The organism is Streptomyces sp. CA-142005 (assembly GCF_050942335.1).
Classification (GTDB): Bacteria; Actinomycetota; Actinomycetes; order Streptomycetales; family Streptomycetaceae; genus Streptomyces.
The window spans coordinates 5,423,752-5,438,083 of record NZ_CP192078.1 but is presented as its reverse complement, the minus strand read 5'-3'; the positions used below and the strand labels follow the sequence as shown (position 1 = coordinate 5,438,083).

The 14,332-nt window shown below is 67.7% G+C and carries 10 protein-coding genes; 1 reads left to right on the top strand and 9 read right to left on the bottom strand.

The features are described from left to right. Window position 1: 1 nt before the first annotated feature. The 9 genes from ACQPXS_RS25485 to ACQPXS_RS25445 all read right to left on the bottom strand — a co-directional run bounded on the left by ACQPXS_RS25485 (window position 2) and on the right by ACQPXS_RS25445 (window position 13,292). Window positions 2-3,730 carry a type I restriction endonuclease subunit R gene (locus ACQPXS_RS25485; RefSeq protein WP_433451574.1) on the bottom strand — a complete coding sequence of 1,243 codons (3,729 nt, stop codon included), beginning with the start codon at window positions 3,728-3,730 and terminating at the stop codon, window positions 2-4. A gap of 407 nt (window positions 3,731-4,137) precedes the next feature. Then, window positions 4,138-4,551 (bottom strand): hypothetical protein, encoded by a 414-nt coding sequence (locus ACQPXS_RS25480; protein WP_433451572.1) that lies wholly within the window; start codon window positions 4,549-4,551, stop codon window positions 4,138-4,140. A 190-nt stretch (window positions 4,552-4,741) separates the two neighbouring features. After that, on the bottom strand, window positions 4,742-4,933 hold the full coding sequence (locus tag ACQPXS_RS25475; protein ID WP_433451571.1) for a DUF397 domain-containing protein: 192 nt from the start codon (window positions 4,931-4,933) through the stop codon (window positions 4,742-4,744). A gap of 11 nt (window positions 4,934-4,944) precedes the next feature. After that, a complete protein-coding gene (locus ACQPXS_RS25470) occupies window positions 4,945-5,796 on the bottom strand; it encodes a helix-turn-helix domain-containing protein (protein ID WP_433451570.1) in 852 nt (283 codons plus the stop codon). A gap of 57 nt (window positions 5,797-5,853) precedes the next feature. Beyond that, the gene (locus ACQPXS_RS25465) at window positions 5,854-7,041 is read right to left on the bottom strand and encodes a restriction endonuclease subunit S (RefSeq protein WP_433451569.1); all 1,188 of its coding nucleotides are present in this window, start codon (window positions 7,039-7,041) and stop codon (window positions 5,854-5,856) included. Further along, window positions 7,031-9,733, bottom strand: a complete 2,703-nt coding sequence (locus ACQPXS_RS25460; protein WP_433451568.1) for an N-6 DNA methylase — start codon at window positions 9,731-9,733, stop codon at window positions 7,031-7,033. Before ACQPXS_RS25460 ends, ACQPXS_RS25465 begins: the two co-directional genes overlap by 11 nt. Window positions 9,734-9,825: 92 nt before the next feature. Continuing rightward, a complete protein-coding gene (locus ACQPXS_RS25455; protein WP_433451567.1) occupies window positions 9,826-10,578 on the bottom strand; it encodes an RloB family protein in 753 nt (250 codons plus the stop codon). Further along, on the bottom strand, window positions 10,578-11,879 hold the full coding sequence (locus ACQPXS_RS25450) for an AAA family ATPase (RefSeq protein WP_433451565.1): 1,302 nt from the start codon (window positions 11,877-11,879) through the stop codon (window positions 10,578-10,580). Before ACQPXS_RS25450 ends, ACQPXS_RS25455 begins: the two co-directional genes overlap by 1 nt. Before the next feature lie 129 nt (window positions 11,880-12,008). Continuing rightward, window positions 12,009-13,292 carry an adenylosuccinate synthase gene (locus ACQPXS_RS25445; RefSeq protein WP_356300241.1) on the bottom strand — a complete coding sequence of 428 codons (1,284 nt, stop codon included), beginning with the start codon at window positions 13,290-13,292 and terminating at the stop codon, window positions 12,009-12,011. Window positions 13,293-13,503: 211 nt separating this feature from the next. Here ACQPXS_RS25445 and ACQPXS_RS25440 point away from each other — a divergent pair, with 211 nt between their 5' ends. Next, a complete protein-coding gene (locus ACQPXS_RS25440) occupies window positions 13,504-14,325 on the top strand; it encodes a diacylglycerol kinase (protein ID WP_356300243.1) in 822 nt (273 codons plus the stop codon). Window positions 14,326-14,332 lie beyond the last annotated feature (7 nt).

The window sequence follows — 14,332 nt, the reverse complement described above, 5'->3', positions numbered from 1 at the left end:
TCTATTCTCGCCGGTCCTCCGCCCGGAACTCGTCCAGGTGGTCCACGGCGTAGCCCGCGAGTGTCGAGGCCAGTCGCTTGACCTCCTGGCGGCCCTCGCCGCCGAGCCGGTACCCGGCCGCGCGGAGGCGCTCGTACAGGCGTGCCTCCAGCTTCGTCACGTGCGCCTCGCCGCCGCCGAAGGACGCCAGCCGGACCTGGCCGGTGATCTCGTCATGCACCTCGGCCACGAGCCGGCGCAGATCCTCCGGGGTGGGGTTGTCCAAGATCTCGCTCTCCGTCAGCTTCTCGCCGAGCAGTACGTACAGCCGCCGTTCCATGGGGCTCAGGTCGGCCACGGCGGGATCGCTCCGCTCCGCCTGCCGGGCCCGCTCGACCAGCGGACCGATCCTGGTGCTGATCTCGTCCCAGCGCCCGGCGAACTCCTCCAGCACCCGCTCCAGCTCCTTCGAGAGCTGGGTGTAGACGGGCCGGTCCTCCACCGCGCGCCGTTCCTCCAGGTGGTAGCGGAGTGCCTGCACCTGCTCTGCGGCGGCCTCGCGTACCGGGAGGGTTCCGACGACCTCGTCGAAGTCGGGGGCAAGGATCGATACCGGAGGGATCTTCTGGACCACCTCCTGGGCCTCAAGGTGGTCGGCGATCAGCGCCCGCACCTTCCGACCGTAGCCGCGCATCGCGAAGCCGCCGCCGGTGTCGTCCCGGTAGTGGCGACGGACCCGCATCTGCAGCACGCTCCACGCCCTCAGATCCGGCAGGTACTCCAGGGCGTCCTGGTGCGGCAGGACGCGGTTCACGGCGTCCAGGAACTCACCGAGGGAGGCGTCGAAGCCGGCACGCTGTTCCGGGTCCTCCAGGGCCAGTACGGCGCGGGCGAGGGCGGCGGGGGTGGTGAGGCCGTCCGGGTCGATGCCCAGCCGACCGAGGAGTGCCCGGAACTCCTTCGCCGTCCGCTTCAGCGTGGGGACCTCTTCCTCCATGCTGTGCAGCGAGTCCAGGGCGGGCGGGTTACCCCGGTACGCGGCCAGGGTGACGCCCAGGTTGTTGAGCACGCCGTAATAGTCGACCACCAGGCCCTCGGTCTTGCGGCGGGCGGTGCGGTTGACACGGGCGATGGCCTGGAGCAGTTCCGCGTCGCGGATTGGCCGGTCCAGGTACAGGGCTTGCTCGATGGGTGCGTCGAAGCCGGTGAGGAGCATGGACTTCACGATGAGGAAGGCGATCGGCGGCTGCTCGGCCGGTTTGTTCCCGCTCCACACGAGGTCGCTCCACGGGTTCATCCCGCCCACCGACCCGGCGGGGACGGGATCGGGCTCGGTGACCGGCTTGGTGACCCACGGGTTGTCCGGCGGCAGCTCGGGGAAGGGCGCCAGGAAGCGTGCGATGTGGTCCCGCTGCCGGTCCTCGTCGGTCCACTCCCGCCACAGTCCGTCCTTCTGCTCGGAACCGGCGGAGATCACGGGCACGAAGTCGATGCGGCGCAGCAGCTCCTGGTACTGCCAGGCCCGCAGCAGCAGCGTCTCGTCCCGGGTGTACGTCTCCGGCGCCCGCTCGCGCAAGCCTTCCCGTCGGCCGCTGTCGTCGAACTCCGCCACCCGGTGCAGCAGGTCGGCCCGCGCGTCCCGCAGCGCCTCCCGGTACAGCACCGCGGCACGCCTGCTGACAGCGGCCACCTGCGCCTTGAATCCGCCGGTCAGCGGCCCGATGACGTAGTGCTCCAGCATGTCGGCGGCCTTGCGGCGGATGAGCGGCACGGACTCGGCTACGGCCCGCGCGGACGGCGTGCCGTACTTTTTGCGCACCCGCTCGCGCTCGGCGTCGTCCAGCGGCTCGATCAGGTCTTCGAAGCACTCGTCCATGTGCTCCCGGTCTCGCACTTCGGCGGTGGTGGCCCGCCCCTCGTAGCGCACGGGGACGACGACCCTGTCGCGCTCGGCCTCGGCCATGCGGTACGTGTCGAGGTACTCGGGGCCCCCACCGGGCCGGCTACTGGGTTCCAGCCCGAAGATGCGCCCAGTGTCGTCGAGCCGTCCCCGCATCAGCGGGGTGCCGGTGAAACCGATCCGGGCGGCGTTGGGAAGAGCCTTGCGCAGGCAGGCGTGGAGGACGGAGGTGTGGGACCGGTGGGCCTCGTCGACCAGGACGACGACACGGTCCTCGTCACTGCACTCAGGGAAGATCCGTTCCGCCCGGCGCAGCGTCCGCTCGTCCGGGCTCGGGTCGGCGACCTCCTCGGCGTCCTCCCCCGCCGCAACGCGCTCCCGTGCCTTCTCAAAGTCCTCGGTCAGCGCCCGGTCCTCCCCGTCGGCCGTGTCACCCGCTCCGTCGCCGGAGCCGGGCGCCAGATCGCCGAGGAACTTCTGGATCGTGGCGAAGACCACCATCCGGCCGCCGGGCTTGCCCGCCTTGGTCAGCAGGCGCTCCAGATCGGTACGGGACCTGGCCTGCACCACCCTGGTGTCACTCAGTTCCACAGCCTTGCGCAACTGCCGCTGCAGGTCGGTGCGGTCGGTGACGGCGACCAGCGTGATGCCGTTGAGCGCCGGGTCCTCGCTCATGTGCAGGCGACGGGCGAGGAACTGCATGGTGAAGCTCTTGCCGGCGCCCTGAGTGTGCCAGACGACTCCGCCCCGCCTGTCGGGGTCGCGGCCGGTGACGCGTCGGCTGGGGCGGGTGCGCAGCCGGTGGACGATCTTCTCGGTAGCCCGGTACTGCTGGTGGCGGCAGACGACCTTCGCCGTCCCGGACTTCCGCTGCGCCTTCTTCCCGGCCTGGCCGCCGTCCTGTCCGTCGTCGTCGTTGAGCGGCTTCTCGAACACGTAGTGCCGCACGATGTTCAGCAGATTGCCGGGTCGGAGCACCATGGCCGTCAGGCGGTGCTGAAGCGTGGGCTGCTCCTCCGGCCCAAGCAGGCCCCAGCCGCGCAGCTCGCGCCGCAGCGCCTCCGTCCCGTCATCACCAGGTACGTCCGGGTCGGAGTAGTCGGGGGCCAGGCTGCGCCACAGCGCGTAGTGCTCCTCAGAGGAGGAGTACGTGCCGAGCGCAGCGTCCTTCCCATCGGCGGCCACGAGCAACTGCACCGGCGCGAACAGGTGCGGCACGCCGCGCGGGGCACCGATGCCCTGCCGGGTGTCGTCGTCCAGGGGCCGCCCGGTGTAGGCGCGCAGGTCCCGGATGGCCCGGCCGATCGGATCACGGACGTACGGGGACTTGCACTCCACCACGACCAGCGGGATGCCGTTGACGAAAAGAACGAGGTCCAGCACCGCCGGCCTGCCGTCGGCGTCGTGCACCCGCAACTGGTCGACGACGAGGTAGTCGTTGCGGGCGAGAATCTCCTCCCGGCTCCCCTCCATCGCCTCCTGCGACCAGTCCACGAACGTCGTCTTGACGTCCTTGTCCCCCGGTCCGGGTTGCAGGACGCCGTGCAGGAGGAGCGTGGTGGCGTCCCGGTTGGCCTGGGCCAGCGATCCGGCGGTCACATGTCGGGCGGCGGCACGCAGCCGGGCGACGGCTTGTTCGGCCGGTATGTCACTGGTCATCCAGGGGGAGTTGCGCCGTACGGCAGCGCTCAGCCGCTTCTCCAGCAGCACGGCGCGGAAGTCGGCCCGTTTGCCCTCGTCTTGGAGCCGCGCGCCCTCGATGTGCTGCCACCCCATCGCCTTGAGGTGCTCCAGCAGCGGCCGTTCGGCCTCGTCCTTCTCGGCCGTTCCCCCAATCGCTCCGGCAGCCATGCCCCGCGCCTCCCCAGTGTCACGGTGATCCGTAGAAGACCATTGTGACCACTGGTGGCGCGCACGCCCAGAAGCCCGTGCGCCGGGGGAGGTTGACGCACGGGTTTCGGCCAGCGGAGCGCTCGGGGAGCGTGGGTGTTTCAGCCAGGTTCGGGACCTATGGGTCCCTACAGGCGCCTGCGGCCGGTGGCCGCATCCGAGGGCGGCGGTGTCATCGTCGAGGGCGTAGCAGAGTTGGGCGTGCAGGATCTCGGCTTCAGCGGGGGTCAGGCGCAGTGCCGCGTCCGAGTCGAAGGCTCCGTCACGGGACAGCCAGAGGTCGATGGCCAGGGTTTTGTCGTCCTGCCGCCGGACGGGCTTGCTGGGCACGCGGCTCACCTGGACCCGCGCGTTCGGCGTCGCACTCATCAGGCCGCCACCCCCAGGGACACGGCGGGGCTGCCGATGCGGTGTCCGTGGATGACCCACGGCCCGACGTCGATCCCTTCGAGGGCGAGGACGAGGGCGGCACGGCGTTCGGTCTGCTGCTGCTGTCGTTCGTGGGCGAGGAGGTATGGGCGGACGAGGGGGCCGGTGTCGTGGAGGGGGGTGGCGAGTTGGGTCCGCTTGGCGGTGCGGGACTTCACCCTCACCAGCAGGGCTCCGCTCAGGGTGGGTGCGGCGGCGCGGTGGACGAACAACCGCAGGCCGGAGAGAGTGCGCGGGGCCGCGTGGGCGCACCTCGGCCGACCCGGACACCGGCGCCGACCGGTCGCGGGAAGGAGGAGGGCGAGGACGAGGGCAAGTGTTCGTTCGAGGGCATGCCGGATAGGCTTGGACATGCTGACGCTCCTATGCAGCGTTGGCCTGCCCCGGGGTGGTGGCTCACCGCCGGGGCACTTTATATGTTCATACCCTTGCCCGACAGTGACAGACCGGATGTCGAGCACTACACACAGTACGCGCACGATGATGCGTGACACAACATGTTGCACGAAGCTGCTGAAGTGGCATATGCCGCTCCCTCAAGCGCTACGACACGAAGCAGTCGAACTCGCCGGCCTTCGCTCCTTCCAGGAAGGCTCGCAACTTCCGGCGCGTAGTCCGCACCACCACATCCGGGTCATCTCCCTCACGCAGGAAGATCCACCCGTCCTGTTCCGCGACCTCTATACAACTCCCGGTGTCAGCCGAGAATGACGACTTGCGCCAGTGAAGTTCCACCGATCCCTGCCTCAGATCTCTTCTGCAACTTGCCGGATGAAGTCGATGGACTCGCCTGGACCCAGGGCTCGTTCACGCATCCGGTCGAGTACGGAACGGTAGTTGACCAAGTAGGTCTCGGCGTGCAGGAACGTGACACCGGTGGGCACGTCGATTTGCACCGTGTCCAACTCAGGCACGGGGCCGCAGGCATAGAGCGTCGAGCTTCCCGCGTTGGCGAAGCCTCCGGCGCTGAACGGGACCACCCGTACCGCGACGTTGGGTCGCTCGGCCTGGTTGAGCAGGTGCATGATCTGCCGTAGAAGGATCCGACGGTCTCCGAACCGCATCCGCAGCGCTGATTCGTGGACCAGGAACTCGCACGGCGGCGGATCTGGGCGGTCGAGGATCTCCGCCCTTCTCGACCGGAAGGCGACATGGTGTTCCAGATCAGCCGGCGACATGGTCGGAACCGCTTCCGCGAAGATGCCTCGCATGTAGTCAGGCAATTGAAGCAGGCCAGGCATGTGCATGATCTGGGCGGAACGCAGCGCCGTCGCGTAGTGCTCCATTTCGGCGATGTCCAGCAGCCCGGCAGGCAGCACGTCCCGGTACTCGTCCCACCAGTGCGGCCCCCGCTCCCTGGCCATCTCGGCGAGCGCGTCGATGTACGCGACGTCCGGGCACAGGTAGTTGGCGGCCCACACCCGGACTCGGTCGCTACTCACTCCCGAACGAGCCGACTCCGTGTTGCTCACCGTGGTTCGATCGGTGCGATGCATGGTGGCGGCCTCGTTGATCGTCATGCCGATGTGCTCGCGCATCCTGCGCAACTCCGCTCCGAGGCGCCGCTGCCGCTCTGTGGACGGCTTCCTGACGGGCATGAGATCTCCCTCCCATCCTTCGCATCGCGAACGCGCTGGTAAGTCTATAAATACTGATCACTGTGTTGAGCTAATCGCTCGACCACTTAGCAGATCATCAACCAACCCTTGCTTCAACCTGTGCAGCTTTTCAAGCTTCACACGCTCCTCCACGACTTCCTCAGAGAGAGCATCCAGACGCAAAAGAAAGGAATTTTGCTCATCGATTCCGAGCTTTGGGATCGGACAAGAGTAGACGTCTGACCGATTGATACTGGCTTGAGAAACAGCAGGTTTCGCGCGACGCAAGAAGTGCGCCTTGACCGCCGACGTAGACATCCACGCTTCAAGAAACCTTGGATTCACCTCGCCGATCGCGATTTTACAGCGCATAATGTTCGACTCAAACACTGTCGGCTCAACAAGCCGGGAAACCACCGTTGACCGTCCGACCAACTCCTGCGTGTTCACGCGATTTACCAGCAGGTCGCCAACAGAAATCTGGTAGCGACGAACTTCGTCGGGCGATGCAGAGACACGCAATAGATCACGAGTGAGGTCTGATGGCCCACCAGAGAAGCTGTTAATCCGAACAATCGGAGTGCCCGTCTGCCCGTATGATTCGGCAGGCTTATACAACCCATTCTGAGGGCCCGAGACGATGACCTCAGAAAGAGGACGATGGCCGACACTCAGCAACTGCTCAAGAAAAGCCGCCCGCAACGCCTGCAGCTTTTCGATTGTCACCTCTGTAGACCGCTCCACTTCGGTTAGCGAGCCATACACATCGACAATCTTCAGCTGCTCCGATTTTGGGGGAATTAGCATCTCGTATGACGCCAAGTCCGCCCGATTCACCTTGGGGATCCCAGTCCTGCCGGAAAGACTCCCCGCAAACAAGGAAAAGTGATCGCTCAACAAGACGGCTTGCAAAAATTCCGGCAAGACGTCGGGGCACGAACGCAACGGGTACATGTCCGCCGAACATGTACCCGTGAATTCTGCAAGTGCAACCTTCCTCAAAGCCGGCCGAATCTTACTGAGGACAACATCGCCTGGGGTGACGATATATTTACCGCTCGTTGCCCCCTGTGACTGTGCCGTTCTAAGGGAAATAACCCTTCCAGTCCCAGATTCAACGTGATCCGGAGCAAGGAGCGGCTGTTCCCTATAAGGCAACTCACGAGGGTCAACCTGTCCTGCCGGGAACCTTACGACGTCGGTGAGTCTGCGCTTGATCCAACCCGCAGGAAGTTCAGATGGCATATCGCAATTCCTTCAAAAAGCTGTCCAGTCGCTCCTCCGCCGACGCACGGCGCTTCTTGATGTCACGCAATGACACCAGGTACTTCCGCTCCCAGCCCAGGTATGCGTCGATCAAGTCTCGACGCTGACTCACCACATGCCCCTCCAGCTTGGACGCCAGGTCGTCCCGGAGAATGCCCAGCACGATCTCGCGGGCTCGGTCGTCGCTCAGGTTCTTCCGGGCCTCGTGCAGGCGAGGCGTCGAGCGGTGTGCAGGCTCGTCCTCCACTGCCACAGCCAACTCCGTCTGTCCCGAAGAACTCTCCGCCGCCTTGGGCTTCTTCTTCGTGGTAACCACCGACGCACCTCCCATCCCGTCGAAGGGATAGAAGTCCTCCTCCAGCGTCTTCACCGCCTTGTTCGCCGCCGTGCGTTCCCGCTTCAGCTTCTTCAGGTCCGCCTCGCTCAGCAGCGCCTCTACGATCGCCGGGTCGAGGGCCGGGCCCTCGCCGTCGCCGTCTGCCTCGGCGCCGTCGGGCAGCTCGCCGTCTTCCGACACCCGCGCCGCCACAGCCGCCCGCGCGGCCTCTGCCTCCTCCGCTGCCTTCACCTTGGCGTCCAGATCGGCCTTCCGCTTGTCCGCCTCCGCGAGTTCCTTCAGGAAGTCGGGGACGAGACGGGCGACCACCTTGTGCGCGTACGCCTGGCGTCGCTCCGCCGCCGAGCGCTTGCGCGCGCCACCGGTCCAAGGATCGGGCTCCGGTTCCAGCAGGGTCTCGACCGTCTCGACCCAGCCGTCGACGACTCCGCGGAAGCCGTTCCCCGCCAGCGCCTTCAGCTCGTTCTTCGCGTCCTGCCACCAGCCGGCGACCGCCCCCGCGAGCGCGAACCGGTCCAGCACGCCGACGCCGAGCAGCGTCTCACGGAAGGAATCGATCAGATCGGCCCGCAGCCGGGCCAGTTGCGCCCGCTTCTCGAACTCGGTCCGGTCGTCGCCCTTGCAGGGAGCCAGCGCGGCGATCTTCTCGGTCTCCGTCGCCCACCACTTGTCGAAGGCTTGCCACAGATCCTGCTCACGGCCCCTGGCCAATGTGGTCAGGCGGTCGGCATCCGGCCGCTGCTCCTCCGGCAGGAAGTCCACGTACGCGGGGTCGTCCGGACGCTCGGCGAACAGGTCAGTCATCTGGATGCCGTACGCCTCCAGCAGCTGCTTCTTGTCCTCCGCCTCGATCTCCGCGCGCGGCACCCCACCCACCACGTGGGCTCGTACGTCCTGCGGCTCGGGCGGCGGGGTGTTGTCCACGTACCGGCGGATGTTGAGGTTGTAGGCGTTGTCCTGCAGCTCCTGCCGCTTCACCCAACGCGCGAAGCGCGGCACCTCCTCGCCGCTGTGGAAGGTAGAGACGATCTTCTCCACGTGCTCCGGCAGCAGGATGTTCTGCGCACGCTCGGCGTGGAACTCGCGGTCGGCGTTGATGAAGAGGACCTTGTCGTCGCGCCCCGCCCGCTTGCGGCCGCGCGAGCGCAGCACCAGGACGCACGCCGGGATACCGGTGCCGTAGAAGATGTTCGACGGCAGGCCGATGACCGCCTCCAGCAGATCGGCCTCGATGAGCTTCGCGCGGATCCTCTCCTCCGCGCCGCCGCGGAACAGTACACCGTGCGGCATGACCGTGAAGACCGAGCCACCCCGACGCTCCACCATGTGCAGCATGTGCTGGAGGAACATCAGGTCGGCCTTGCCCTTCTCGGACGTCTGGCCGTACGGCATCCGCTCCTCGATGTCGGAGATCTGGTCCGCCTTGTAGTCCATGGAGAAGGGCGGGTTGCTGAGCACGATGTCGTACGACTCGTCCAGGTGCGCGGGGCTGGTCAGGGTGTCCCCGATGCGCAGGCTGAAGTCGGCGGCACCGTGGAACAGCATGTTCATGGTGGCCATGACCCAGGAGCCGTTGTTGGCGTCCTGGCCGGCGAGCGCCAGGTCCTCGGTGTCGCCGCCGTGCTCCTCGATGTACTCCTTGGCGTGGATCAGCATGCCGCCCGAGCCGACGCAAGGGTCGTACACCCGCTGTCCCGCGCGGGGCCGCGCCAGCTCAACCATCATCCGCACTACCGCACGCGGGGTGTAGAACTCACCACCCTTGGCGCCGGCCGAGTCGGCGAAGTCCTTCAGCAGGTACTCGTACGCGGCGCCGATGACATCCGGGAACTCGAAGTCCTCACCGCGCAGCCGCATGCTGCCGAAGTGCTCGATAAGGCCTTGGAGCCGCTTGTCGGCGAGCTTGGCCGCCGCCGTGCCGGTGCCTCCGCCGCCACCGATGCGGTTGAAGTTTACGTGGTCGAAGAGGTGGCGCAGCCGGGGATTGTCGGCCTCCATCGCGTCGAGCGCGGGCTGGAGGTGCTTCGTCGCCACGTCGTCCACCGCACCCGCCAGCCGCGCCCAGCGGGCGGCCTTGGGAACGTACATCACGTTGCGGGCCGTGTACTTGGCCGGCTCGTCGGCCTCCTCCTCCGCCTCCTCGCGCGTGGCGCCCGCCGCCATCTCCTCGGCGACGATCTTCTCCCAGACTGCCTCGAACTCGTCGTTGGCCCGCTTGAGGAAGAGCAGGACGAGCAGGAAGTCGCGGTATTCGGCGGCGTCCATGGTGCCGCGGAGGATGTCCGCGGCGGCGAAGAGGTGACGCTCCAGTTGTTCGAGCGTGATCCTGGCCACGTTCCGGCTCCCTGTTCACGTGTGACGAGCGGTGGGGGCGGCTGCGGCCGACGGGTGGTACCGTCGGTCCGCCGCGCATACATCAGTGCAGCCTAGTAGCCGCTGAGAAGCAGTCCATCTTCCACGAAACGCCACATGTCCGTGTAGGGGTCCCAGTCGTTGGGATTGGCCGTGGCATGACCATCGTTGATCTTCTGGGCGTGCTTCTTGGCCGTCCTGTAACGGCTGAGGTCATCATCGGCGGCAGGGGTCAGTACCTGTCCCTCACGAACGTGCTTCGACTGCTGCTCGGTGACCGTCCGCACACCGCGTCCGTACGTCGCGGCGAAGCCGGGGCGGGAGCGCAGACGGCTGTTGGCGTCGCCGCAGACCCCGCCGAACGTCGCCGTGTAGTTGGTGTAGTGCAGCAGTCGCCACAGCTCGAAGCACGGGTGCGAGTAGGCGACGCGGACCCCCTCCTTCTCTGCGAGGCTCAGGGCCTCACGGATGCCCTGGTGGTCGTCGCGGTCGAAGAGGACCCACACCTGGGGCCAGTTCCAGTCCCTGTCGCGCCTGAGCCCGGCGTCCTTGGCCTCGCGCTCAACCTTGCGCAGGGTGCGGACGGCCTCCTGGACCATCCGTAACGGCTTGCGGTGCTTGCCCTCGGCGTTGGGGTTTGCGATGTGGTGCTGCACCGTGCGACCCGGTTCAGCCCACGTGCCACTGCGGACGATGATGTCGATGTACTCGGGCTCAGTCACCTCGCCCTCGGTGTAGACGTACACCTGACGTGCGCGGCCGGCCCGGCCCTTCGCGCCGCCGCCCTTCCTGCGGGAGACGCTGTCCCCTCCCCGTGCCCTCGCCATCAGAGCCCTTCCGTCCCCGTCCGTACGTCGTTGTCCGCTCTTTCGGCGTCCAGCGCGGCCGTCTCCTCCGTGCGCAGCAGCCGTCGGCCGACCTGGCCCTCCGACATCCTCGGCACGGCCCCGAAGGATCCGGCCAGGTAGGACGTCATCAGGTCCTCCTCCGCCGTCGGCTCCCAGTCGGCGACCGGGGTCAGGCTGGTGGCGCCCCGCTCGTCCTTCTCGGTGAGCCAGATCTGACCCGGGTGCAGCAGCCGGCCGCCGCCCGGGGTCCGCAGGAGGGAGAGGTCATGAGCGGTGAAGACGAGTTGCGCGCCCTTGCGGTTGAGCCAGGGAGCCTGGAAGAGGCGCACGACCTCGGCTGCGAAGCGTGAGTGCAGGCTGGCGTCGAGTTCGTCGACGAGGAGGACCGCTCCGGTGTCGAGGGCGAGCAGAAGTGGGCCGATCAGGGCAAACCAGGAGCGGGTCCCCCAGGACTCGGCGTCCCAGTCGAGCGCGATCCTCTCGCCGCCGCCCTCGTGGACGAGCCGTACCAGAGGCCTGCCGGAGGACGTCTGCTCGACCTCCACTCCGGCGATGCCCAGATCGGCCACCTTCAACAGCTCCTCGGCACGCTTCCGGAAGCCGTCGTCACGCAGCAGCTTCAAAGCCGTGTAGTCCTCGCGCTGGCTCCGCTCGGTCTCGGGAGTGACGTCCCAGAGGTTGTTCTTGAACCAGTCGAAGACGGGTGTGAGCTGGTCGTGTCCGTCGTTCGCGGCGCGGGTCAGCAGCAGGGCGTCCGGGCGGGTGGTGCGGGCCAGGCGAGTGCGGTCGCGGAGCCGCTCGCCGCGGAAGTCGAATTCCTTCTCGCGGGTGGCGTCTCGCTCGAACCACACCTGACGGCGGCCTTTGGGGTAGGCGTAGAGCCACTCGGCCTCCACGCGTCGCTGCCCGAGTTCGAAGCCGTACGTCCAGCGCACCCCGTCGGCAAGGACGAAGTCGGCCTCGTACAGCGAGGTCTCGGCGGCCGCCTTGGGGTCCAAGGCGAACTCGTCGCGGGGGATGCCGTCGTACGAGGTCCAGTCGGCATAGGACCGCAGTACGCAGTGGCGCATGTTCCGCAGGGCGGCGATCACGTTCGACTTGCCGGAGGCGTTGGCGCCGAAGACGCCGAGGACGGTGTGGACCGGGAGCCGCCTGCCGTCGGAGAGTTCCGTCTCGCGCGCCGTGGCCCGCTCGGTCTCGTCGTCCTCAGGCGCGACGAACGACAGTTCCTGCTCATCGCGCAGGGACCGGACGTTGGCCACTCGGAATCTCAGCAGCATCCCGTTTCCTTTATGACGGACACAGTGGTCGTCTCCCCGTCCCGCTCGGCGCTGTAGACGATGGGATGGCCGGTCGGGTTCACCGCACCGGCCATACCATCAGATCCCCGGGCCTCGGGAAAGAGATGCTCAGAGGAACGAGTTGATCTCGATCGTCTCGTCCCGGCCCGGGCCCACGCCGATCGCGGAGATCGGGGCGCCGGACATCTCCTCCAGCGCCTTGACGTAGTTCTGGGCGTTCTTCGGCAGGTCGGAGAAGGACTTCGCCTTGGTGATGTCCTCGGACCAGCCGGGCAGGGTCTCGTAGACCGGCTTCGCGTGGTGGAAGTCGGTCTGGGAGTACGGCAGTTCCTCGACGCGCTTGCCGTCGATCTCGTACGCCACGCAGACCGGGATCTGCTCCCAGCCGGTGAGGACGTCCAGCTTGGTGAGGAAGAAGTCGGTCAGGCCGTTGACGCGGGTGGCGTACCGGGCGATGACGGCGTCGAACCAGCCGCAGCGCCGGTCACGGCCCGTCGTCACGCCCCGCTCGCCGCCGATCCGGCGCAGCGCCTCGCCGTCCTCGTCGAACAGCTCGGTCGGGAAGGGACCGGCGCCGACACGGGTCGTGTAGGCCTTGAGGATGCCGATGACCCGGCTGATCTTCGTGGGGCCCACGCCGGCGCCGGTGCAGGCGCCGCCGGCGGTCGGGTTCGAGGAGGTGACGAAGGGGTACGTGCCGTGGTCGATGTCCAGCAGCGTGCCCTGGCCGCCCTCGAAGAGCACGACCTTGTCCTGCTCCAGCGCCTGGTTGAGGACGAGCACCGTGTCGGCGACGTACGGCCTGATCTGCTCGGCGTAGCCCAGCAGCTCCTCGACCACCTGGCTCACGGCGATCGCGCGCCGGTTGTAGAGCTTGGTGAGGATCTGGTTCTTGACGTCGAGGGCCGCCTCGACCTTCTGGGTCAGGATCGACTCGTCGTACAGGTCCTGGACCCGGATGCCGACACGGTTGATCTTGTCGGCGTAGGTCGGGCCGATACCGCGCCCCGTCGTACCGATCTTCCGCTTTCCGAGGAAGCGCTCCGTGACCTTGTCGACGGTCACGTTGTACGGCGTGATGATGTGCGCGTTACCGCTGATCAGGAGCTTGGACGTGTCGACGCCACGCTCGTTCAGACCGCTCAGCTCGGAGAGCAGGACCGACGGGTCGACGACGACGCCGTTACCGATGACCGGAGTACATCCGGGAGACAGGATTCCGGAAGGGAGGAGGTGGAGGGCGTACTTCTGGTCGCCGACGACGACCGTGTGGCCGGCGTTGTTGCCGCCCTGGTACCGCACTACATAGTCCACCGAGCCACCGAGCAGGTCGGTCGCCTTTCCCTTGCCTTCGTCACCCCACTGAGCACCGAGCAGCACAAGTGCGGGCACGCGCGTACACCCCTTCCGGGCGGGGCATGTCCAAGGTCGGGGGCGTGGGCGTAAGGTTCACCGCCGCGTACCACAGCGACCGCCGTTGGTCGCCAACCGTCGGACCGGATGCCCCGGAATAGACGAAGCCCCTGGCGCAATAGCGCAAGGGGCTCTTGCACAAAGATGCTACCCGAGGAAGCGAGGCAGGACCGAGGTGGCGACCTTCGCGATGTCCGAACAGCTGCTGGTGATCATCGATCCGGCGGCACGGCAGACGGACGGGGAGTCCGTACGGATCGCGAAAGACGTGCTCAGCGCGGGTGCGGCGGCCAAGGTGTGCCTGCCGGACGGGCCGGAGGAATTCGCCCGCGCGCTGGACCGGCGGGGTTCGAGGCGGCCGGTCGTGGTGGGCGACGGTCACGCTCTGATGCGGGCCGTGACCCTGCTGCACCGGGCGCGGGAGCTGGCCGGATGCGCACTGTCGGTGGTCCCGGTGGGTGACACCGGCCTCGCGGAGTCGCTGGGCGTGCCCGGCGGCGCGGTGGCGGCGGCGCGCGCCGTGCTGGACGGGGCCGAGCGGCGCCTGGACCTGCTGGTCGACGACAGCGACGGGGTCGTGCTGAGCGGGCTGGGCATTCCTCCGGAGCCGGTGGTGCGGGCGGCGGCCGCCGAGCCGGTGCCGGTCGCCGCCGGGCGGGCCTGGTACCGCTCCCTGGTCCGCACCCTCGCCCCTCGCCCGCCCCGGCTGGCCGCCGTGCCGGCACCGGGCCCCTCCCGGTTCCGGGTCGAGGTCGACGGGGAGACGGTGGTCGACCTCGGCCAGCCCGTGGAGGCCGTGACGGTCGCACCGGGCCCGGGCGGGTTGGCGCGGGTGGAGGTACGGCCCCTGTCGGTCGGGGCGGAGGCGACACCGCTGCGGACTGCCGGGCGGACCGTGACGGTGGTCGGCGCGGACTTCCGGTACCGGGCGGACGCGGCGGTGACGGGGCCGGTACGGAGGAGGACGTGGCGGGTGGTGGAGGGGGCCTGGGGGCTGGTGCTGCCTTCATGACCCGCGC

Coding starts and splice junctions, on each gene's coding strand:
- ACQPXS_RS25485 (WP_433451574.1), bottom strand. CDS start 3,730: ATGGCTGCCGGAGCGATTGGGGGAACGGCCGAGAAGGACGAGGCCGAA.
- ACQPXS_RS25480 (WP_433451572.1), bottom strand. CDS start 4,551: ATGTCCAAGCCTATCCGGCATGCCCTCGAACGAACACTTGCCCTCGTC.
- ACQPXS_RS25470 (WP_433451570.1), bottom strand. CDS start 5,796: ATGCCCGTCAGGAAGCCGTCCACAGAGCGGCAGCGGCGCCTCGGAGCG.
- ACQPXS_RS25465 (WP_433451569.1), bottom strand. CDS start 7,041: ATGCCATCTGAACTTCCTGCGGGTTGGATCAAGCGCAGACTCACCGAC.
- ACQPXS_RS25455 (WP_433451567.1), bottom strand. CDS start 10,578: ATGGCGAGGGCACGGGGAGGGGACAGCGTCTCCCGCAGGAAGGGCGGC.
- ACQPXS_RS25450 (WP_433451565.1), bottom strand. CDS start 11,879: ATGCTGCTGAGATTCCGAGTGGCCAACGTCCGGTCCCTGCGCGATGAG.
- ACQPXS_RS25440 (WP_356300243.1), top strand. CDS start 13,504: ATGTCCGAACAGCTGCTGGTGATCATCGATCCGGCGGCACGGCAGACG.